Source organism: Streptomyces sp. NPDC040610 (assembly GCF_055594065.1).
The window spans coordinates 994337-1014425 of the sequence record NZ_JBVIXA010000002.1; the positions used below are offsets into that span (position 1 = coordinate 994337).

Annotated in this window: 15 protein-coding genes and 3 pseudogenes; 8 read left to right on the forward strand and 10 right to left on the reverse strand. The window is 73.4% G+C overall.

Translation table 11 applies throughout. The features are described from left to right. Window positions 1-124 precede the first annotated feature (124 nt). Window positions 125-1018, reverse strand: coding sequence for an NAD(P)-dependent oxidoreductase (locus tag ACZ6AA_RS10665; protein ID WP_471457398.1), 894 nt, complete (start codon window positions 1016-1018; stop codon window positions 125-127). Between the two features lie 176 nt (window positions 1019-1194). On the opposite strand from ACZ6AA_RS10665, the gene ACZ6AA_RS10670 reads away from it, so the two are divergent. From ACZ6AA_RS10670 to ACZ6AA_RS10690, 5 genes are all read left to right on the forward strand, one after another. Continuing rightward, complete coding sequence (locus ACZ6AA_RS10670) at window positions 1195-2211, forward strand: GlxA family transcriptional regulator (RefSeq protein ID WP_468459670.1); 1017 nt, start codon at window positions 1195-1197, stop codon at window positions 2209-2211. 168 nt (window positions 2212-2379) lie between these two features. Beyond that, window positions 2380-3126 (forward strand): class I SAM-dependent methyltransferase, encoded by a 747-nt coding sequence (locus ACZ6AA_RS10675; protein WP_471457400.1) that lies wholly within the window; start codon window positions 2380-2382, stop codon window positions 3124-3126. A 113-nt stretch (window positions 3127-3239) separates the two neighbouring features. After that, complete coding sequence (locus ACZ6AA_RS10680) at window positions 3240-3650, forward strand: tautomerase family protein (RefSeq protein ID WP_468459212.1); 411 nt, start codon at window positions 3240-3242, stop codon at window positions 3648-3650. A gap of 96 nt (window positions 3651-3746) precedes the next feature. Continuing rightward, complete coding sequence (locus ACZ6AA_RS10685; protein ID WP_468459214.1) at window positions 3747-4763, forward strand: DUF5954 family protein; 1017 nt, start codon at window positions 3747-3749, stop codon at window positions 4761-4763. Window positions 4764-5050: 287 nt separating this feature from the next. Beyond that, entirely contained in the window at window positions 5051-5845 is a 795-nt protein-coding gene (locus ACZ6AA_RS10690) for a thioesterase II family protein (RefSeq protein ID WP_468459216.1), read from the forward strand. Between the two features lie 40 nt (window positions 5846-5885). Here ACZ6AA_RS10690 and ACZ6AA_RS10695 read toward each other — a convergent pair whose 3' ends face one another. Continuing rightward, window positions 5886-6743 (reverse strand): SMP-30/gluconolactonase/LRE family protein, encoded by an 858-nt coding sequence (locus ACZ6AA_RS10695; RefSeq protein ID WP_471457402.1) that lies wholly within the window; start codon window positions 6741-6743, stop codon window positions 5886-5888. Window positions 6744-7436: 693 nt separating this feature from the next. Between ACZ6AA_RS10695 and ACZ6AA_RS10700 the strand changes: the two genes are divergently transcribed. Further along, window positions 7437-7880, forward strand: coding sequence for a protein-tyrosine phosphatase family protein (locus tag ACZ6AA_RS10700; protein WP_468459220.1), 444 nt, complete (start codon window positions 7437-7439; stop codon window positions 7878-7880). A 23-nt stretch (window positions 7881-7903) separates the two neighbouring features. On the opposite strand, the gene ACZ6AA_RS10705 is transcribed toward ACZ6AA_RS10700, so the two are convergent. After that, window positions 7904-8488, reverse strand: a complete 585-nt coding sequence (locus tag ACZ6AA_RS10705) for a rhodanese-like domain-containing protein (protein WP_471457404.1) — start codon at window positions 8486-8488, stop codon at window positions 7904-7906. A gap of 93 nt (window positions 8489-8581) precedes the next feature. Here ACZ6AA_RS10705 and ACZ6AA_RS10710 point away from each other — a divergent pair, with 93 nt between their 5' ends. Beyond that, the gene (locus ACZ6AA_RS10710) at window positions 8582-8863 is read left to right on the forward strand and encodes a metal-sensitive transcriptional regulator (RefSeq protein WP_468459224.1); all 282 of its coding nucleotides are present in this window, start codon (window positions 8582-8584) and stop codon (window positions 8861-8863) included. A 19-nt stretch (window positions 8864-8882) separates the two neighbouring features. Here ACZ6AA_RS10710 and ACZ6AA_RS10715 read toward each other — a convergent pair. From ACZ6AA_RS10715 to ACZ6AA_RS10725, 3 genes and pseudogenes are all read right to left on the reverse strand, one after another. Continuing rightward, window positions 8883-9275 (reverse strand): annotated as a pseudogene (locus tag ACZ6AA_RS10715) (TSUP family transporter); the annotation flags it as partial. Window positions 9276-9509: 234 nt separating this feature from the next. Beyond that, window positions 9510-9950, reverse strand: a pseudogene (locus ACZ6AA_RS10720) (TSUP family transporter); the annotation flags it as partial. Beyond that, window positions 9947-11428 carry a rhodanese-like domain-containing protein gene (locus tag ACZ6AA_RS10725; protein ID WP_471457406.1) on the reverse strand — a complete coding sequence of 494 codons (1482 nt, stop codon included), beginning with the start codon at window positions 11426-11428 and terminating at the stop codon, window positions 9947-9949. The pseudogene ACZ6AA_RS10720 and the gene ACZ6AA_RS10725, both read right to left, overlap by 4 nt. A gap of 232 nt (window positions 11429-11660) precedes the next feature. Here ACZ6AA_RS10725 and ACZ6AA_RS10730 point away from each other — a divergent pair, with 232 nt between their 5' ends. After that, window positions 11661-12914, forward strand: a complete 1254-nt coding sequence (locus tag ACZ6AA_RS10730) for an FAD-binding protein (RefSeq protein WP_471457408.1) — start codon at window positions 11661-11663, stop codon at window positions 12912-12914. A 10-nt stretch (window positions 12915-12924) separates the two neighbouring features. On the opposite strand, the gene pulA is transcribed toward ACZ6AA_RS10730, so the two are convergent. The 4 genes and pseudogenes from pulA to ACZ6AA_RS10750 form a co-directional block, all read right to left on the reverse strand. After that, window positions 12925-15639 (reverse strand): pullulanase-type alpha-1,6-glucosidase, encoded by a 2715-nt coding sequence (gene pulA / locus ACZ6AA_RS10735; protein WP_471457410.1) that lies wholly within the window; start codon window positions 15637-15639, stop codon window positions 12925-12927. A gap of 175 nt (window positions 15640-15814) precedes the next feature. Then, a pseudogene (locus ACZ6AA_RS10740) lies at window positions 15815-17167 on the reverse strand (alpha-amylase); the annotation flags it as partial. A 194-nt stretch (window positions 17168-17361) separates the two neighbouring features. Further along, complete coding sequence (locus ACZ6AA_RS10745; RefSeq protein ID WP_468459234.1) at window positions 17362-18426, reverse strand: LacI family DNA-binding transcriptional regulator; 1065 nt, start codon at window positions 18424-18426, stop codon at window positions 17362-17364. After that, on the reverse strand, window positions 18414-20078 hold the full coding sequence (locus ACZ6AA_RS10750) for a glycoside hydrolase family 13 protein (protein ID WP_468482310.1): 1665 nt from the start codon (window positions 20076-20078) through the stop codon (window positions 18414-18416). Before ACZ6AA_RS10750 ends, ACZ6AA_RS10745 begins: the two co-directional genes overlap by 13 nt. Between the last annotated feature and the right edge of the window lie 11 nt (window positions 20079-20089).

Consider the following 20089-nt stretch of genomic DNA (forward strand, 5'->3'; position numbering starts at 1 on the left):
TTCCTTCCCCCCCCCTCCCCCCTCCCTGCACCCTCTTAGCCTCCCCCCCCGGGGGGGGGGGGGGGGGTTTTCCCCCCCCCCCCCCCCCCCCCCCCCCACACCGTGTTCCCGGGCGGCCCGGCGCCTAGGCGGTGACCCCGCCCTTCCCGCGCAGCACCTCGATCACGCTCGCGTAGCTGTCCCCGCCGTGGCCGGCCGCCTTCGTCCGCTCCATGGTCGCCTTGAGCAGCTCCGGCAGCGCGTTGTCGACACCGCGGTCGGCCGCCGCGTGGATGAGGTGGTCGATGGCCCCGATCTGTACGTCGACGGTCGCGTCGTCGCCCGGGTAGCGGCCCTCGTCCACCTGCGCCGCGTACCGCGTGAGGAAGCCGCTCACCGCGCCGCCGAGCCAGCGGTTCGCGAGCGCGGTGTACTCCGTGGCGGCCACCTTGTCGGCGCCGACGAGCGCCGTGCCGTGCAGCCAGCCGTTGAACGTGGCCCACATCAGACCGAGCAGCGCCGCGTCGTACAGCGAGGCGACCGCCGGGTCCGTGCCCAGGAAGAGCGCGTCACCGAGGACGTCCAGGGTGTCCTTGTGCGCGGTGAAGGTGTCCTGCGAACCGCTGTAGAGGAACATCATGTCCGGGCTGCCGACGCCGGGCGGCGTCGTCATGATGGCGCCGTCGAGGTAGGTGGCGCCCTGCGCTTCGGCCCAGTCCCTGAAGTCCCGTGCCTGCTCCGGCGATCCGGAGGTCACGTTCACCAGGGCGCGGCCCGCGAGCCGGTCGGCGACCGGGTCGAGCACGGTGTGCAGCGCGTCGTAGTCGAGGACGCAGGTGATCACCAACTCGGCGGCGGTCACCGCCTCATCGGGCGTCGCCGCGACCTTCGCGCCGCGCTCGGCGAGGGCCTTGGCCTTCTCGGGCGAACGGTTCCAGACGGTGGTCGGGTGGCCGCGCTCCAGGAAGGCGGCGGCCAGGGCCGTGCCCATGTTGCCGAGTCCGATGACGGTCACGGGGGCGCGTCGTTCTGCGCTCATTGCGTGGTAACTCCTAGAAGATCCGCCTTCGGGCGGCTGATCACGTTGATCACGTACGGACCACCCTCGCAGCGCGCCGGGGGCCACGACAGTGACGGTGATGACGGTGGCCACCAAATTCCTGCCACCCCGGCGGGTCTCGTATCCTCGCCCGCATGAGCGCTGGAACCGTCGCGGTGGTCGTGACCGAGGAGATCGGGGTCCCGTCGTGGGACCTGTACGAACTGAGCATCCCGTGCACGGTGTTCGGCAAGCCGCAGCCGGATCTGTTCGACCCCTGGTACGACCTCCGGCTCTGCGGCATCGGCGGCGGCGAGGAGGACGGCGCCGCGCGGTCCGGCTTCTCGCTGCGCACCCCGTACGGGCTCGACGACATCGTCGGCGCGGACACCGTCATCGTGCCGTCGGTGCCCGACGCCTGCGTCGAGGAGGGCGCGCCGCTGCCGCCCGGACTCGTCGACGCCCTGCGCCGCGCCCACGCGGCGGGCGCCCGCATGGTGTCCCTGTGCAACGGCGCCTTCGCGCTCGCCGAGGCGGGCCTGCTCGACGGCCGCAGGGCCACCGCGCACTGGCAGCACACGGCCCAGCTCGCCGCCCGCCATCCGCGCGTCGAGGTCGACGACTCGGTCCTGTACGTGGACGACGGCGACGTCCTGACCAGCGCGGGCCTGACCGCGGGCCTCGACCTGTGCCTGCATCTCGTACGCCGTGACCTCGGCGCGCACGTCGCCAACCAGCTCGCCCGCCGCATGGTGGTGCCCGCCCACCGGCCGGGCGGACAGGCCCAGTTCATCGATCTGTCGGTGCCCGCCACGGACGACGCGGGGCTGAGCCCGGTCCTCGAGTGGGCCAGGGAGCGCCTCGACCAGCCGTTGACGGTGACGGACTTGGCGCGCCGCGCGGCGATGAGCCCGCGCACCTTCTACCGCCGCCTCCAGGCCGCCACCGGCACGACCCCCCTCCAGTGGCTCCTCAACCAGCGCCTCGCCCGCGCCCAGAGCCTCCTGGAGTCCACCGGCCTGCCCGTCGAGAAGGTCGGCGAACTCAGCGGCCTCGGCACGGCGAACAACCTGCGCCACCACTTCCTGAAACAGGTCGGGGTGTCACCGAGCGACTACCGCCGGGCCTTCCCGCAGCCGGATTCCGCATCCGTCGGGAAACCCGCTCCGGCGGCGCCCGCAGTACCCGCCTGACGGCGTTCGACGGGGCCGCACACGGGCGGACGAGCGCGGTCCGGGGCACGCCCGCCCACGCCGGTCCGACACCCCGCACAAGCCCGCCTGCACATCCAGGATACCCGGCCTGACCTGGTCTTTCTTCGGTGTCATCGATATTCTTGCCCCCTCTCGAAGGGGGTTCGGATGGACCGGAACATACGCTCCGTGGACGACGTCCTGAAGCTGCTCGACGGGCTGTTCGCGCCGGAGGCCGACCGCTGGACGGCGGCCGCGGGCGACTGGTGGGACGGCTTCTACAGCGACCGGTCCAAGGCGGTGCCGTTCTTCGTGGCGAAGCCCGACGCGAGCCTCGCCTCGTACGTCGAACGCGGCCTGATCCGGCCGGGGCGCGCCCTCGATCTGGGCTGCGGCCCGGGCCGCAACGCGACGCACCTGGCCGCGCTCGGCTTCGAGGTGGACGCCGTCGACGTATCGCCCACCGCGCTCGCCTGGGCCGAGGAGCGCGCCCGCGAGGCCGGGGCCGAGATCCGCTTCCACCTCGGCGACGCGTTCGCGCTCGACCCCGCCGCGCTCGGCGGACCGTACGACCTGGTCTACGACTCGGGCTGCTTCCACCATCTGCCGCCGCACCGCCGCGTCAGCTACCTCGCCCTCCTGGACCGCGTCCTCGCGCCCGGCGGCCACTTCGGCCTCACCTGCTTCGCCGCGGGCGGCATGGGTTCCGAACTGCCCGACGTGGACCTCTACGGCGGCTCCGGACTCCAGGGCGGGCTCGCCTACACCGCCGAGTCGCTCCGCTGGATCTTCTCCGACCTCACGGAGGTCGAGCTGTGCCGCATGCGCGACGAGCCGCCCGAGTCGGCGCACTTCGGCGAACCGTTCCTCTGGACGGGGCTGTTCCGCAAGGACACGCCCGACGCGGCCGGTTAGGGCACCGCCTCCTGCGGCCCCTCGGCCTCGCCCTCGGCACCTGCGTGGCGAGCGGGCAAGCGTCTGTACCTACTAGTATGCACAGACCAGCGACCAGCGGGAGGAACACCGTCATGCCCTTCGTCCGCATAGACGCCCTGGAGGCCGGTCCCGACCGCCTCGACGCCCTCGGCAGGGCCGTGCACGACGCACTCGTGGAGACCATCGGCATCCCCGCCGACGACCGGTTCCAGGTACTCAACGGCCACAGCGGCGGGGGCAGCACGCTGCGGTACGACGACTATCTCGGGGTACGCCGCGACAGCGGCATCGTGTACGTGGCCATCACGATGCGCTCCGGCCGCACCCCCGACCAGAAGCGGGCCCTCTACCGGCGGATCGCCGAACTCGCCCACGCGTACGCCGGCACCGAGCCCCGGAACGTGTTCGTCACCGTGACCGAGAACGAGTCGATCGACTGGTCGCTCGGCAACGGAGTGGCTCAGTACGCCGAGGCCCCGCTCCGGAGCGACGGCCCCCTATAGGGCACGCCCGCCCCGCGCGCCCGGCATTCGCGCACTTCGTCATGCTCCCGCGTGACGCGGCCCGCGCGGGACGGCGCGAGTCGGGACAATGCACCCATGCCTGACGACTGGAAGCGGCAGATCGACGCGCTGCACAGCGACTTGGTCCGCCGCGACGACCCGGCCGCGTGGGTCAGCGAGGCCGACGCGGTGGACGCTTCGTATCTGTACCCACAACTGGCGGTGCGCGGGCCGGTCTTCGGGATCGCCGCCCGGGAGACCGGCCCGGAGGAACCCTGGCGGCTGCTCGGCGACGTCACCGAGGGCACGCCCCAGCAGGCCAGGGACAGCCTCAACTCCCTGCTGTGGTTCAAGGCGAAGGACGACACCGAGGACCGCGAGCAGCGGCGCGCGCTGCTCGCGGCCGTGACCCGGCTCGAACGCGAGCCGATCGACGAGGTCACCGTGCTCGGCACGCGCTACCGGATCATCCGCGGCGACGAGTTCGCCCGCGCCGGTGAGGACGGCCTCGAACCGCCCCGCCCCACCGACCCGGAACCGGCCGTCGCGTCCTGGGACGACCGGCCGAACCCGCCCTCGCAGGACGTGGGCTTCACCCTCGGCCCGAACAGCGCCGAAGGCCTGATGGCGGGGGCGCTGCGCATCGCCCTGCGCGGCTTCACCTACTCCGGCGGCCACCTCCCCGCCGCCCTCCGCGCGGACTCCGAGCGGGCCGTCCGGGACTATCCGGAGGTCGTCCTGCTCCCGGTCAGCTTCGGCGTCGCGGAACGCCGGGGCGAGCGGTGGCGGCCGCGCGGCGCCCTCATGCCCACCCCGCACGACGCACGCCGGCTCCTCGTCCACGGCATGACCGAGCTGTGGCCGCTCCTGTACGACTTCGACGCCACCGAACGCGCCGACTTCCGCAGCGCCGCCGAGGAGTTCAAGACCGCGGGCCGCGCCAACCAGATCGTCGTACGCGACCGCTGCTTCCGCGTCTGCCGCGTGGAACGCATGGTCAGGATCGGCCCCGACGGACCCGAGTCGGCGCGCCCCTCGGACATGGAGACGACGGAGCCGATGAAGCTGCACCCGACGATGGACGAGGACGGGGTCATCCACTACGACGAGTGAGGGCGGACCCCGCCGACGGGCAGCGGGCAGCGGGCAGCGGGCAGCGGGCAGCGGGCAGCGGGCAGCGGGCAGCGGGCAGCGGGCAGCGAACGAAATCTGTCAGCTGTCGGGGCTCGGGCGTCCGGGCGACCGGACATCTGTGTGTACGTGGCATCGGCACGGGGTAGCGCTTCGGGCGCCGACCGAACCGCTACCCCGGGTTGCGGCACTTGCCCCGCTTCTGGTTCCGTCGCGCGGGCGACCACTTGAACCGCGGCCCGACCGCCTAGCTGCTCGACGGAGTGCTGATGACCACCGAATCGAATCCCACCACCCACCGTCCCGGTGGCAACTCGGCCGCTCCCACGCCCCGCTGGCTGCGCCGCACCCAGCCGCGCCCCGGCGCCCGCACCACCCTGGTGTGCTTCCCGCACGCGGGCGGCACCGCTTCCTTCTTCTCGCCGTGGGCGCGGCTGCTTCCGCTGGACGTGGAGCTGGTCGCGGTGCAGTACCCGGGGCGCCAGGACCGGCTCGCGGAGCGACCGATCGGCACCATGACGGAGCTGGCCGACGCGGTCACGGAGGCGCTGCGGGCGGGTGTGCGCCCCGATCGCGAGCTGGTCTTCTTCGGTCACAGCATGGGGGCGGCACTGGCCTGGGAGACGGCGCTGCGCCTGGAGGCGGGGCCGGGCCCCGCGCCCCGGCAGGTCTTCGTGTCCGGTCGCCAGGGTCCGCGCCGCCAGCGCCCCGGGACGGTCCATCTGCTGCCGGAGGAGCGGCTCGTCGACGAGATCAAGCAGCTCGGCGGCACCGATCCCCAGCTCCTCGACGACCCCGACGTGCGCGAGATGGTGCTGCCCGCGATACGCGCCGACTACCGCCTGATCGAGACGTACCGACCGGACCTGACGGCACGGCTGCGCTGCCCCATCGGCGTGTTCACCGGCGACCAGGACATCGAGGTGTCGCCGGAGGACGTGGAGGCGTGGCGGGACGCGGGCAGCGGTGACTTCTCCGCGCTCGTGCTGCCCGGCGACCACTTCTACCTGGCCGACCAGGCGGAGCGCGTCATCTCCTCGATGTTCGCGAGCCGGACCGTCTGAGGCCCGCGTGGCGCCCCGGGACGGCCGCGCCTTCCGGGCGTCAGCCCGCGAAGGCGGTCCCCGGCAGCCCTTGGCCCGCGCCCTCGACCACGAGGACCGAGCCCGCCATCGGGTGCGGGCGGTCCTGGCCGGTCCGGGCCGTCGTGACATACAGATCACGCAGGTCCGGGCCGCCGAACGCACACGCGGTGGGGCGTGCCACGGGGAGCCGCAGGACGCGGTCCAGCGTCCCGTCCGGGGTGTAGCGCCGCACCTGCCCGCCGTCCCAGAGCGCCACCCACACGCAGCCTTCGGCGTCCACGGTGAGGCCGTCCGGGAAGCCGTCCGAGTCCGCGATGACGGCGAACTCACGGCGTTCGCCGGGGCGTTGACCGTCCATGCGGCAGACGTCGACGCGTCGCGTGGGGCTGTCCACGTAGTACAGGAGGGTGCCGTCGGGGCTCCAGCCGGTGCCGTTGCTGACGGCCACGGCGGGGAAGACCTCGGTCGCCGTGCCGTCGGCGGTGACGCGTGTGAGGGCGCCGCCGCCGGGCGCCTCGTCGTAGCGCATGGTGCCCGCCCACAGTGCGCCGTCGGGGGCGACGGCCGCGTCGTTGCCACGGCGTCCGGCGACCGGGTCGCGCACCAGCCAGGAGAAGGCGCCGTCCGGGGCGTAGAGCCCGACGCCGTCGCGGAGGTTGACGACGAGGCCGCCGCCCGCGCGGGGCTTCGCGGCGCCGACGTGCTGTTCCGTGACGAGCACCGTGCGGTGGCCGCTCGCCGGACGGTAGGTGTGGACACGGGAGTTGAGGATGTCCACCCAGATCAGGCGGTCGGCGGCCGGGTCCCAGGTGGGGCCCTCGCCCAGCTCGGCCCACTCGTGCACCGCGACCTCGACGACCGGCTTCCAGTCCGTCACCGTCTCCCCTTTCGCCACTGCTCCGCCTCGTCCCGGCTCATCCGACCCCCCACTGCCCGATCGACGGCGAGTTTCCGGGCATGCCGGAGACACGATGGGCGTACGAACTCGCGGCGATCACGCCCTCGTTCATCGATGGTGCATCGATGAGGGCGGCATCGGCACGGTACTGGTCGCCGTCGTCGTCGGCCAGAGGGCGGGCGCATGCGACGACGGCAGGTCAGGTGTCGGTGGCGGCACCGACTACGGGCAGGTCACCTCGGCGGGGGTCCTGCCCGTGGTGGTCGGGTTCGGTGTGCTCAGGGCACGGAGGGCGGGGCGGTGCGGCCCCGTCCTGTGGGCGGGGCCCACGCGGCGTATCAGCGTCCGCGTGGTCGGTGCGCCCCGCCTGACACGCGGCGGTGTGGCCGTCGGCGCGCACGCGCGGGCCGACGCGAAGTGGCCGGCCACTGCCGGACAGATGCATTCCACCCGGCCGCAGTACGGGCAGACAGGAACCATGGTTGTCATGTGCGTCAATATGCCCTGTCGAAGTCAAGATTCCGTTAGAACCGGGTGAGTATCGGCTAGGGCGAGATGGCCATTGTCCCTTTGGTACGCGAAGTACTCAGTGACCTGCGGCTCCGTAAGTGCGGTGGTTCGCCCGGAGCGCAACTCACGCCGCGCTGCCGCCTTTCTCCGTAGAGTGATCATGTGGCCGAGACCTGGAGTGAGACCGCCGAGGGCGTGCTGCGGCTGCCCTCGGGCAGGCTCGTGCGCGGCCGGGGACTCCGTCGCCCGCTGCCCACGGGACCCGAGCCGATGTTCGCCGTGTATCTCCAGGGCAAGCCGCCGCCCGAGGTCCCGTGGGACGCGCGCTGGCTGCGCTGGCCCGACTTCTGGCTGCCCACGGACCGGCTCGCGGCACGGCAACTCCTCGGCGAGGCCTGGGCGCGCGCCGCCACGGAGCGGGTGGAGATCGCCTGCGGCGGCGGGTTCGGGCGCACCGGCACGGCCCTCGCCTGCCTGGCCGTGCTCGACGGCGTCCCGGCCGGGGAGGCCGTCGCCTATGTGCGCGCGCACTATCACCGCCGCGCCGTCGAGACTCCCTGGCAGCGGCGCTACGTACGCGACTTCGGCACCGCCACCGCCGACTGACGCCCGGTCGGGGCGCCTTGCCGTCAGCGGTGGAGGGCGACGAGCGTGGCGTGCAGGTCGGTGTCGCGGGGGCGGTTGTGCGGCAGCCTCGCCAGGACGGTGGCCAGGCCGCAGGTGTCGGTGAGCGCGGAGAAGACCAGGCCCCCGGCGATGGCGGCGGACAGCCACAGGGCGTACGGCCACAGCAGCCCGAGGGCCAGGCCGGTCAGGACCAGGGACCCAGCGGTCAGGCGGACTTGGCGCTCCATGGCCCAGGTGGCGCGGGCCGTGCTCCGGGTGCGCTCGACGTCGTAGCCGTGCTGCGTCCAGCCGGTGGTGCCGCCGGTGAGGGTCGCGGCCGGGATGCCGTGTTCGGCCAGGGTCGCGCAGGCCCGGGCGGAGCGGTTGCCGGAGGCGCACACCATGAGGAGTTCCCCGCGTGCCGCCGCGGCCTGCAGGGCGGGCAGGGCTTCGGGGAGGCGTTCCAGGGGGATGTTGTGGGCGCCGGGGAGGTGCCCGGAGGCGAATTCGGCGGGGGTGCGGACGTCGACGACGGCCAGTGCGTCCAGGCGGTGGCGGACCTGGTCTGCGGTGAGCGCGGAGGGGGACGGCACGGGGGTTCCCTTCATCGGATGCCTTGGGGATGGCCTTGGGGATGTCTTGGTTGATGCGTGCACCACTCCCGTACGGTACCCATAGGGGTATCCAGATCGGAGTGAGCAGTGGAACTGACGATGGCGGCCGAGGAACTGAAGACGGCGGTCAACCGGCTGCGCCGGGCCCAGGGCCAGATCAACGGCGTGATCAAGATGATCGAGGAGGGCCGCGACTGCGAAGAGGTCATCACCCAGCTGGCCGCCGCGTCCCGGGCGTTGGACAAGGCCGGGTTCGCCATCATCGCCACCGGCCTCCAGCACTGCCTGACCGACACGGAGTTGGCCGAAAGTGGTGACAGGGAGCGGATGCGGGCCCGCCTGGAGAAGCTGTTCCTGTCGCTGGCATAGGGCTCCTCCCACGGCCCCGTCACCCCCAGCCGCCGCTCTGGACGACCGCGTCCACGCCCATCGCGGCGGCCACGGTCAGCAGCACGATCGCGAACGTGCGCCGCAGCGCGGCCCCGGTGAGCCTGGCGGCGAGCCGTTTGCCGTCCCAGGCGCCGAGGACCGCCGCGCCCGTGAAGGGCGCGACCACCGCCCAGTCGAGGCCGGTCGTCGTACTGCCGCGCGTGACCAGCGAGGCAAGGGAGTTGACGGCGATGACCAGCAGACTGGTCCCGGTGGCGGCCCGCATCTCGAAGGCGAGGACGGTGACGAGGGCCGGTACGACGAGGAACCCGCCGCCGACGCCTAGCAGCCCGGTCAGCGCACCGAGCCCGGCCCCGGCACCGGCCGCCCGCCCCTTCCGCACGGCACCGGCCCGCGCGCGGACGCGACGGCCTCCCCCGGTGCCCGCGCGCCGCTCCCCGCCGCCGGGCGCGGCTCCGCCCCCACACTCCGAGCCACCTCCGCGCTCAGGGCCGACTTCGCCCCCTGATCCGCCCTCGCGCACGGATCCGCTCTCGCACTCCGGGCCGCGCCCATGCCCCGGGCCTCCCTCGCGCACGACTCCGCACCCGCACTCCGAGCCCTCCGCACGACCCGCGCGCCCCGCGCCTCCCTCGCGCTCCACCCCCACACCACGCCCCACACCACCACCGCTCCCCGCCCGCCCGGCTCGCCCATCCCGCCCCGTCCGCCCGACCCGCAGCATCAACACCCCCGCAACCCCCGCCACCCCGGCGAACGCCGCCGTCAGCGCCGCCTGCGGCAACCTGCTCGCCACCGCCCCGGCCCCGGCGGCCGGAAGGATTCCGGCCGCCGCGAACAGCGCACCCGCGCGCCAGCGCACCTGCCCGGAGCGGGCGTGGGCGTACAGGGCGGTGGCCGAGGTGACGGCGACGATCAGCAGGCTCGCGGTGGTGGCGTCGGCCGGGGTGAAGCCGAGGAGGTAGATGAGGGCGGGGACGGCGAGCATGCTGCCGCCTCCGCCGAGCGCGCCGAGGGCCAGTCCGACCACGGCCCCGGCGACCAGGGCCAGGACGAGGGTGCTCACGCGCGGGCGTGGCCGTCGTGGACGGGCAGTCCGGCCCGGTCCAGGGCGTCCGCGTCGAAGGCGTCGTCGACCACGACGACCGCGCGCCCGGCGGCGGCGAGGAGCGACGCCCCGATCGCCGCGCGCATCCCGCTGCCGCAGTGCACCCACACCTCGCCGTCCGGCACCTCGCCGTGGCGTCCGTGGAGTTCGTGGAGCGGCACGTGCGCGGACCCCTCGATGTGGGCGCCCGCCCGCTCCGAGGCGCGGCGCACGTCGAGGATCACCACGTCGTCCCGTTCCTTGCGGGCCTCGGCCAGGTCGGCGAACGTCGCCCGGGGGAAGGACCCGAGGCGCTCCCCCGCACGCACCCAGCCACCGGGGTCGCCCGTGGCGCCCGCCGCCGGACGGTCGATGCCCACGCGCACCAACTCCCGCTGGGCGTCCGCCAGTTGGTGGGGCGAGTCGGCGAGCAGCGTGACCGGGGTGCCCCACGGGATCAGCCACGCCAGATACGTGGCGAGCTTGCCCTCGGCCTCGAAGTTGAAGGACCCCACGACGTGCCCGGCGGCGAACGCCACCCGGCCGCGCAGGTCCACCACCCACTCCCCGGCCGCGAGGCGCGCGGCGATCTCGACGGCGTCGGCGGTCCGGGGCGGGGTCAGGTCGACCGGCGCGGGCCCCGCCGCGTTGGCCGGGCCCATGTGGGCGTAGTACGCGGGCACGTCGTCGAGCCCGGCGAGCAGCTCGGCGACGAACGTGTCCTCGTCCTGGGTGAGGGCCGCGTTGGCCGCGCGCTCCGCGCCGATGGTGGTCGTGTCGCCCTCGGACCGCGTCGCCGAGCAGAAGCTGCCGAAGCCGTGCGTGGGCAGCACGCGCACCGCGTCGTCCAGCTCCTCGGCGAGCCGGTGCGCCGAGGCGTGCTGGGCGCGGGCCAGCGGCTCGGTGAGGCGCGGCTCGACCAGGTCGGGGCGGCCCACCGTGCCGATCAGCAGGGAGCCGCCGGTGAACGCGGCCATCGCGCGGCCGCCGACCGTCAGGACGTACGACAGGTGGTGCGGGGTGTGACCGGGCGTGGCGACCGCGCGCAGCGCCACGGACCGGTCCGCCCGGGACGCCCCGCCAGCCCTGCCCTCGTCGGCCGCCTCTTCCACCCCGACCGCCCCGACCGCCTCGGCCGCCTCGGCCGCCTCGGCCGCCTCGTCCACGCACACCACATCGCCGTCCACGACCGGCGTGTGCGGGAACGCCACGGACGCACCGGCGGGCACCAGATACCGCGCCCCCGTCACGCGGGCCAGCTCCAACCCGCCGCTCACGTAGTCGTTGTGGACGTGCGTCTCCGCGACGTACCCGATCCGCACCCCGCGCCGGGCCGCCGCCACGATGACCTGCTCGATGTCGCGCGGCGGGTCGACGGCCACAGCGATGTCCGGGCCTCCGGCCAGATAGCTGCGGTTCCCGAGCCCTGCGAGTTCGAGGGTGTCGACGAAGAACACGGCTGTCACTCCTTTTCCGCTTCGGCCCCTCCGGGGTTCCGGGGTGCGCCTCCGCCCTTCCGGGGTCGCACTTCCGGTCCATTACCCCCGGGGGTATTCACTCCTTACCTCCCACCATACCCAGGGGGGTATTTCCGACTCCGACCGGCCGGGCACGATGGCCGGTAATGAACCGGCCCGCCCCCGACGGCTTCCGCGCCCAGGAGCCCCGCCCCCCGGAGGAACGACGAGCATGAGTGCCGACGACGTGGTGACGAACTGGGCGGGGAACATCGCCTTCACGGCCCGTGAGCTGCGCCGCCCGACCTCGCTGGAGGAGCTGCGGGCGCTGGTGACCGGCTCCCGGCAGGTGCGGGTGCTCGGCAGCGGGCACTCCTTCAACCGGATCGCGGACACCGACGGCCCGGACGGCACGCTCCTCTCCCTGGCCGGGCTGCCGCCCACCGTGGACGTCGACACGGCGGCGCGCACGGTGCGGGTCGCGGGCGGCGTCCGGTACGCCGAACTGGCCCGCCGCGTGCACGCGTCCGGGCTCGCGCTGCCCAACATGGCCTCGCTCCCCCACATCTCGGTCGCGGGTTCGGTGGCGACGGGTACCCACGGCTCGGGAAACACACTGCCGCCGCTGTCGTCGTCGGTGGGCGCGGTGGAGCTGATGACGGCGGACGGCGGCCTCGTCACCCTGCGCCGGGGGGACGCCGGGTTCGACGGGGCCGTGGTCTCGCTGGGGGCGCTCGGCGTGGTGACGGCGCTGACCCTCGACCTGGAGCCCGCGTACGAGGTGGCTCAGCACGTGTTCGTGGAACTCCCGCTCGCGGGGCTCGACTTCGACGCGGTGACGTCGTCGGCGTACAGCGTGAGCCTCTTCACCGACTGGCGCGGCCCGCGCTTCACGACCGTGTGTCTCAAGCAGCGGGCGGGGCGCGGCGTCGACTTCCCGTGGGCCGCCCCCGCCACCGCGCCCCGGCATCCGGTGCCCGGCGCGGCCGCGGACAACTGCACGGAGCAGCTGGGCGTCCCCGGCCCCTGGCACGACCGACTGCCCCATTTCCGCGCCGACTTCACGCCGAGCAGCGGCGCGGAACTGCAGTCGGAGTATCTGCTGCCGCGCGCCGACACGCTCCCCGCGCTGCACGCGCTCGACGCCGTCCGGGAGACGATCGCGCCGGTCCTCCAGGTCTGCGAGGTCCGCACGGTCGCGGCGGACACCCAGTGGCTCAGCCCCGCGTACGGCCGCGACTCGGTGGCGTTCCACTTCACCTGGGCGCCGGACCCGGCCGCCGTCCTGCCGGTGATCGCCCGCGCGGAGGAGGCCCTGGCGCCCTTCGCGCCCCGCCCCCACTGGGGCAAGGTCTTCCGCACCCCTCCGGCGAGCCTGGGCGCCGTCCATCCGCGCCTCGGGGACTTCGCCGCCCTGGCAACGGAGCTCGACCCGGCCGGGACGTTCCGCAACGCCTTCGTGCGGAGCGTCCTCGGCCGGGCCTGAGTTGCAGCCGTCAGCCGCGCCGGAACACCGCGACCGTCCGCGCCGGGACCTGGAAGGTCCCCGAACCCTTCGCGTACGCGGCCGACTTGACCACGGGGTCGGCTCCGCGCGCCTGCGTGGGATGCAGCGCGTACGCCGTCCCCTTCAGGGCCTCGACGTGCTGGGACTGCTCCTGGGGTGTCGCGTTGAAGACGACCACGAGGGAGCCGAGGCGCATGGTGATGACGCCGGGCTTCTCCCCCGGGGTGCCGGACAGGGGGAAGGACAGCTCCTTCTGGACCCGCTCGCCGGTCGCGAGGGAGAACTCCGGCGCGGTGGCGCGCAGCCGCAGCAGATCCCGGTACGCGGCCGCGGCGCCGCGGATGTCCGCGCAGCCGGGGGCGAGCGCGGGGTCCGCCAACAGGGGCTTGGCGTAGGGCCACTTGGGCTTGTTGTCGGCGGCGGGCGGCAGGCCGCGGCCGAAGCCGTTGCCGTCGCGGCAGTCCCAGTGGATGGCGTTGAACCAGTCCCCGCTGTCGTAGGAGTTGCGGTCGAGGGACTTGGAGCGCAGCAGGTCGCTGCCCGCCTGGTACAGCGCCGGGCCCTGCGAGAGCGTGGCCGTCGCCGACGCGAGGACCTGCATCCGGGCCCGGTCGGCGGCCGCCGTGCCGCGCGGGAGCTTGAAGGCGAGGGCGTCGTAGAGCGTCTCGTTGTCGTGGGCGTCGGCGTAGGCGAGGGCGTCGCCGGGTTCGGCCGCGTATCCGGCGGGGGCGCCGTTGTAGTCGACGTCGGCGCCCGTGACTCTGCGGCCCGAGGAGTCGGTGAAGGCGTACGCGGCCAGGTTGCCGGTGAGGCCGACCTTGATCAGGTCCTGGTAGTGCAGGAGGCGGGCCTTCTGCCCGGCGGGAGTGCCGTTCGCCTTGGAGGTGTTGGGGTCGGTGTACAGGCCGCTGGCGAAGCCCTGGACGCCGGGGTCCTCGTCGAAGGGGCCGCCGCCGCGCACGGCGTCGCGGGCCCGGTCGGAGAAGGTGGCGATGCCCGTGCCCGCCATGTTGCGCTGCGTGGCCTGCTCGAAGCGGGCGTCGTCGGCGATCTCACCGAAGTTCCAGCCCTCTCCGTAGAGCACGATCTTCTTGCCGTCGACGCCGTCCTTCTTCGGGGTGAGGGCGTCCAGGGCCCTGCGGACGGCGAGGATGTTGGCCTTCGGGTGGTGCCCCATCAGGTCGAAGCGGAAGCCGTCGACCTTGTACTTCCTCGCCCAGGTGACGATCGAGTCGACGACGAGCCTGCCCATCATGGCGTTCTCGGGCGCGGTGTTCGCGCAGCAGGTGGAGGTGGCCACGGAGCCGTCGGCCAGCAGGCGCTGGTAGTAGCCGGGCACGATCTTGTCGAGGACCGACTTGTCGGCCTGGCCGCTCGCGACGGTGTGGTTGTAGACGACGTCCATGACGGTGCGCAGACCCGCGCCGTTGAGTCCTTGCACCATCTCGCGGAACTCGACGATGCGCCGGGGGCCTTCGGGGTCGCTCGCGTAGGAGCCCTCGGGGACGGTGTAGTGCAGCGGGTCGTAGCCCCAGTTGTAGGCGTCCTTGGCGGCGGTCTTGCCCACGCAGGCCTGCTGCTCCTCGGAGTCCGGTGCGAAGGACGCCACGTCGCAGTCGGGGGTGGCCTGTTCGGACGCGCGCTCGGGGATGGTGCCGATGTCGAACGCGGGCAGCAGGTGGACGTACGACGTCCCGGACCTGGCGAGCCTGCGCAGGTGTCGCATGCCGTTCGACGCGCGGTCCGTGAACGCCAAGTACTTGCCCGGGTGCTTGGCCGCGCGGTCGGCGATGGAGAAGTCGCGGATGTGCAGTTCCTGGATCCGCGCGTCCCGCAGGGGGGTCGCGGGCGGCTTGCGCAGGGTCCGCCAGCCCTTGGGCGCGAGTTCGGGGTCGTCGAGGTCGACGAGGAGGCTTCGGGCGGAATCGGTGGTGAGGGCGGTGGTGTAGGGGTCGGTGACCTTGTTGGTGACGACCTTGCGCACGCTCGGCGCCCACACCTTCACGACGTACCGGTACGGCTTCCCGGCCCAGCTCCGCGGACCGCTCGCCGACCAGACGCCCGAGGCCGCGTCCCTGCGCATCGGCACGGTCCGGCCGCCGATGTCGAGCCGCACGTCCTGGGCGGTGGGCGCCCACACCGCGAGCGACGGCCTGCCGTGGGTGAAGCCGGGGCCCAGCGCGGCCTTCGTGGCGGCGGGGGCGTAGACGTCGTCGAGCACGCCCTGTGTCTGTACGCCGGTGGCGGCCTTCAGGGCGCCGTCCGACGCGCGCTGGACCGCGACGAGCTGGCCGGTGAGGGCCGTGCGGATCCGGTCGCGGTCGCGCGGGTCGACGCGGAAGGCCGCGTAGGTCTTCAGGTGCGGGAACTTCGCCCGCTGCGCCTCGGTGAGGCCGCCGGGCACCGGGGCGAGGCGGATGCGGTGCGCCCCACCGGTGAGGCCGCCGTCCGCGACGGTGATGCCGCCGCGCCGCGCGTACGCCAACTCCGTGCTGACGGGCGCGCGTTCACCGCCCCGCGCGGCGGGTTCGGCGCCGGTGTTCCAGACGACGGTGTCGCGGTCGATCCACTGTGCCTCGGCCTTTGTCGGGCCGGGAGCGGCGGCCGGGGCGCCGGGCGCCGCCGCCGCGCCCGTCAGGGGCACGGCGGCGGCGAGCAGGGCCAGGGCCATCGCGGTGGCGGTGCGGCGTGCGGAGGCGGTCACGGGGGTGCGTTCTCCTTCGGCATGGTCAACAGGGCTCAGGGGGTCGGTGGGACCGGGCGATCCGGGTGCGCTCACATGCGCTCGACTGCGGCGCGCAGGCGCCCTGAAGGGGCGCGGGGAACTGCGCGACCGGCCACAGCGGCCCCGCAGACACACGTCGTCCGAACGCACCTCACCCTGCGGAGCACTTCGCGCCGGTGTGCAGGGCGAGGGCGGTGTTCGGCGCCACGGAGGCGGTGAAACGGCCCGAGCCGTCGACGGTGACGCTCCGGCCGCCCTGCACGTCGCAGTAGGTGCCCGGGGCCAGGGACGTCTGGAAGGTCCGGTCGAGCGCGGCGCCCTCGTGGTTGATCACGACGTACGCCTTGTCGCCGCGCCCGAACGCGATGGCGTTGTTGCCGTTGTCCCACCAGTGGGTGACGTCGGCGCCGCGCGCGGTGTTGCGCAGTTTCACCATGCCCTTGATCTCGGGCCAGGCGTGCTGGCACTTCCAGCCGTCGCGGTAACAGGCGTTCACCTGGCCGCCGTTGGGCGGTCCTGCGTCCCGGTCGGTGAACTCGTAGCCGGAGTGCACGTCCGGGGAGCCGTAGGGCCAGGCGAGCATGAAGACGTGCGCGAGGGTGTGGTTCGCGCCGTCCTTGTAGGTGAGGGTGTCGCCGCCGCGCTCGGTGTCGTGGTTGGCGACGAACACGTTGGACTTGCCGGGCGGCATATAGCCCCAGCCCTCGCCGTAGTTCTTCAGGTAGGCCAGCTTCTCGCCGGTGAACACGCGCTTGAGGTCGCGGGCGTAACGGAACTCCTGCACATCGCCGTTGCCCAGGTACTCGTCCGGCGAGACGGCCTCGCCCGCGCCGAAGATCGCCTCCTGCTTCCAGTAGACGTTCCGGTCCTTGAGGCGCGACTTGATGTTCGCGAGGTCTCCGGCGGCCATGTGCTTGGCGGCGTCCACACGGAAGCCGTCGGCGCCGAGGGAGAGCAGGTCGTTCATGTACGCGGCGATGCGGCCGCGTACGTACTCCTCGCCGGTGTCCAGGTCCGCGAGGCCGACGAGTTCGCACTCCTGGACGTTCGTGCGGTCCTGGTAGTCGGTGATCTGCGCGGTGCAGTTGTCGAGGTCGGGGCGCGAGTAGATGCCCGGGTAGGTGTACTTCGTGTACGACGTGCCGCCGGTGCCGGTGCCGTCGCCCGCAGCCATGTGGTTGATGACCGTGTCGACGACGACCTTCACACCCGCCGCGTGGCAGGTGTCGACCATGCTCTTGAAGGCGGCCCGGTCACCGAGCCGACCCGCGATCTTGTAGCTGACGGGCTGGTACGACGTCCACCACTGCGGGCCCTGGATGTGCTCCTGCGGCGGCGACACCTGGACGTAGCCGTAGCCGTCGGGGCCGAGCCGGTCCGTGCACGCCTTGGCCACCGAGCTGAACTTCCACTCGAAGAGCACCGCGGTGACGTCCTTGGCGCCGGGCGGGGCGGCGGCGGCCTGCGGCGCGCCGCCGACCAGGCCCCCGCCGACCCCGACGAGCAGGGCGAAGGTGGCGGCCTGGGCCTTGCGTCCTGTTCCTTGCTTCCTGCGCGTACGACGTGTCACGGGGGCCTCCTGCGCGGGTGACGTGGGGGCCTTCTCCGGCGATGGGGGTGCTCGTCAGGCCGTTGAAGGTTGTTGCAGCAAGATTGCGGCAGTGTTTTCGCCCGTGACCGTACGACCGTCAACCATCACGGTCAACCCTTGGGACGCACCTGGGCCGTTGAGCCTCGTACGACGAGTTCCGGCTGGAAGACGAACTCGGTGCGCTGCACGGGATTTCCGTTGATCTCCTCGAGGAGGGCGCCGACGGCGGCCGACGCCATCGCCTGCACGGGCTGGCGCACCGTGGTCAACGGCGGGTCCGTGAACGCGATGAGGGGCGAGTCGTCGAAGCCCACCACGGAGACGTCACCGGGCACCGTGAGGCCGCGCTCCCTGGCGGCCCTGACGGCGCCGAGCGCCATCATGTCGCTGCCGCACACCACGGCGGTGCAGCCGCGGTCGAGCAGCGCCCCGGCCGCCGCCGCACCGCCCTCGACGGTGAACAGCGTGCGCTGCACGAACGGTTCGGCCTCCCCCTGTGCCAGGCCGACGTACTCGTGCAGCGCCGTCGCGAACCCCTCCGCCTTGCGCCGCGAGGGGACGTAGCGGGTCGGCCCGATGGCCAGGCCGATCCGTTCGTGCCCGAGGTCCACGAGGTGGCGCACCGCCATCCGCACGGCCGCGCGGTCGTCGGCGGAGACGCAGGAGACGGGGATGTGCGCGTTGAATCCGTTGATGAGGACGAACGGCACGCCGCGGCCCGCGAGTTCGAGGTAGCGCCCGTGGTCGGCGCTCGCGTCGGCGTGCAGCCCGGACAGGAACACGATGCCGCTGACTCCGCGTTCCTCCAGCTGTTCCACCAGCTCGTCCTCGGTGGCGCCGCCCGGCATCTGGGTGCACAGCATGGGCGTGTAGCCGTGCCCGGCCAGGACCTGCTCCACGACCTGCGCGAAGGCCGGGAAGATCGGGTTGGTCAGCTCGGGGACGACCAGGCCGACCAGGCCCGCGCTGCGGCGCTTGAGCCGCACGGGCCGTTCGTAGCCGAGCACGTCGAGGGCGGCGAGGACGCGGCGCCGGGTCGCGGCGGCCACACCCGCCTTGCCGTTCAGGACGCGGCTCGCGGTGGCCTCGCTGACCTCCGCCTGGGCGGCGATGTCCGCGAGCCGCGGGGCGCCGCGTTCGGCGTCCCGCGGCGGGGAGGTCGTCACACCGCCCACCAGACGGTGGTGTCGGCGGGCAGCTCCACCTCGCCCCCGGTCACCTCGACGGGGCCGCTCGCGAGCAGCATCCGGCCGGGCGCCACGATCCGTACGGGCACCCCGGTGGTGTTCGCGGTGCACGCGAACTCCTCCCGCCGGAAGGCGAGCACGCCCGCCGGCGCGTCGGTCCACTCCAGGCCCTCACCCGCCCCGAGACCCGGCTGCGTACGCCGCACCCGCAGGGCCGCGCGGTACAGCTCCAGCGTCGACGTCGGGTCACCGGTCTGCGCCTGGACGCTCAGCTCGCCCCAGCCCGCGGGCTGCGGCAGCCAGCTGCCGCCGGTGCCGAAGCCGTACGACGGCCCGTCGACGGTCCACGGGATCGGCACCCGGCAGCCGTCGCGGAACCCGTCCTGCCCCTGCGCCCGGTGGAACGAGGGGTCCTGGCGGACCTCGTCGGGCAGGTCGGTGACGTCGGGCAGGCCCAGTTCCTCGCCCTGGTAGAGGTATGCGGAGCCGGGCAGGGCCAGCATCAGGAGCGTGGCGGCGCGGGCGCGGCGCAGGCCGAGCGCGCGGTCGCCGGGGGTGCGCAGCTGGGTGCCGAGCCCGGCCGGGTTGGCGAAGCGGGTCGCGTGCCGGGTCACGTCGTGGTTGGACAGGACCCAGGTGGCGGGGGCGCCGACGGGGCGCATCGCGGCCAGCGAGCTGTCGATGACCTCGCGCAGCTCGGCGGCGTCCCAGTGGGTGCCCAGGTACTGGAAGTTGAAGGCCTGGTGCATCTCGTCGGGGCGTACGTAGTGCGCGGTGCGCTCGACGGTGGGCGTCCAGGCCTCGGCGACCAGGACGCGGTCGCCCGCGTACTCGGCGAGGACCTGGCGCCAGCTGCGGTAGATGGCGTGCACGCCGTCCTGGTCGAAGAACGGCATGGTGTCGTTGCCGAGCAGCTTCAGCTGGTCGTGGTGGCCGATGTCGGGCAGCCCCTCGGCCTTGACCAGGCCGTGGGCGACGTCCACGCGGAAGCCGTCGACGCCCATGTCCAGCCAGAAGCGCAGGATGGAGCGGAACTCGTCGCGTACGGCGGGGTGTTCCCAGTTGAAGTCGGGCTGCTCGGGCGCGAACAGGTGGAGGTACCAGTCGCCGGGGGTGCCGTCGGGGTCGGTGGTGCGGGTCCAGGCCGGGCCGCCGAAGATGGACTCCCAGTCGTTGGGCGGCAGTTCGCCGCCGGGCCCCTTGCCGGGGCGGAAGTGGTAGCGCTCCCGCAGGGGCGAGCCGGGGCCGTCCGCGAGGGCGCGGCGGAACCAGTCGTGGCGGTCGGAGGAGTGGTTGGGCACCAGGTCCACGATGATGCGCAGCCCGAGGGCATGCGCGTCCCTGATCACCGCGTCGGCGTCGTGGAGGGTGCCGAACATCGGGTCGATGGCGCGGTAGTCGGCGACGTCGTAGCCCGCGTCGGCCTGCGGCGAGGCGTAGAACGGGGAGAGCCAGACGGCGTCGACGCCGAGGTCCTTCAGGTGCGGCAGGCGGGCCCGGATGCCCTCGAGGTCTCCCATGCCGTCGCCGTTGCCGTCGGCGAAGCTGCGCGGATAGACCTGGTAGATCACCGCGTCGCGCCACCAGTCCGTACGCGTGCCGGAGTCGGGGGCGGCAGGGGCAGCGAGATGCTGGGTCATGTGTTCCCTGA

What these genes read in the sequence shown, in the direction of transcription:
- ACZ6AA_RS10685 (WP_468459214.1), top strand. Translation starts at nt 3,747, where the DNA reads ATGCCTGACGACTGGAAGCGGCAGATCGACGCGCTGCACAGCGACTTG.
- ACZ6AA_RS10750 (WP_468482310.1), bottom strand. Translation starts at nt 20,078, where the DNA reads ATGACCCAGCATCTCGCTGCCCCTGCCGCCCCCGACTCCGGCACGCGT.
- ACZ6AA_RS10730 (WP_471457408.1), top strand. Translation starts at nt 11,661, where the DNA reads ATGAGTGCCGACGACGTGGTGACGAACTGGGCGGGGAACATCGCCTTC.
- ACZ6AA_RS10675 (WP_471457400.1), top strand. Translation starts at nt 2,380, where the DNA reads ATGGACCGGAACATACGCTCCGTGGACGACGTCCTGAAGCTGCTCGAC.
- ACZ6AA_RS10680 (WP_468459212.1), top strand. Translation starts at nt 3,240, where the DNA reads ATGCCCTTCGTCCGCATAGACGCCCTGGAGGCCGGTCCCGACCGCCTC.
- ACZ6AA_RS10690 (WP_468459216.1), top strand. Translation starts at nt 5,051, where the DNA reads ATGACCACCGAATCGAATCCCACCACCCACCGTCCCGGTGGCAACTCG.
- ACZ6AA_RS10705 (WP_471457404.1), bottom strand. Translation starts at nt 8,488, where the DNA reads ATGAAGGGAACCCCCGTGCCGTCCCCCTCCGCGCTCACCGCAGACCAG.
- ACZ6AA_RS10665 (WP_471457398.1), bottom strand. Translation starts at nt 1,018, where the DNA reads ATGAGCGCAGAACGACGCGCCCCCGTGACCGTCATCGGACTCGGCAAC.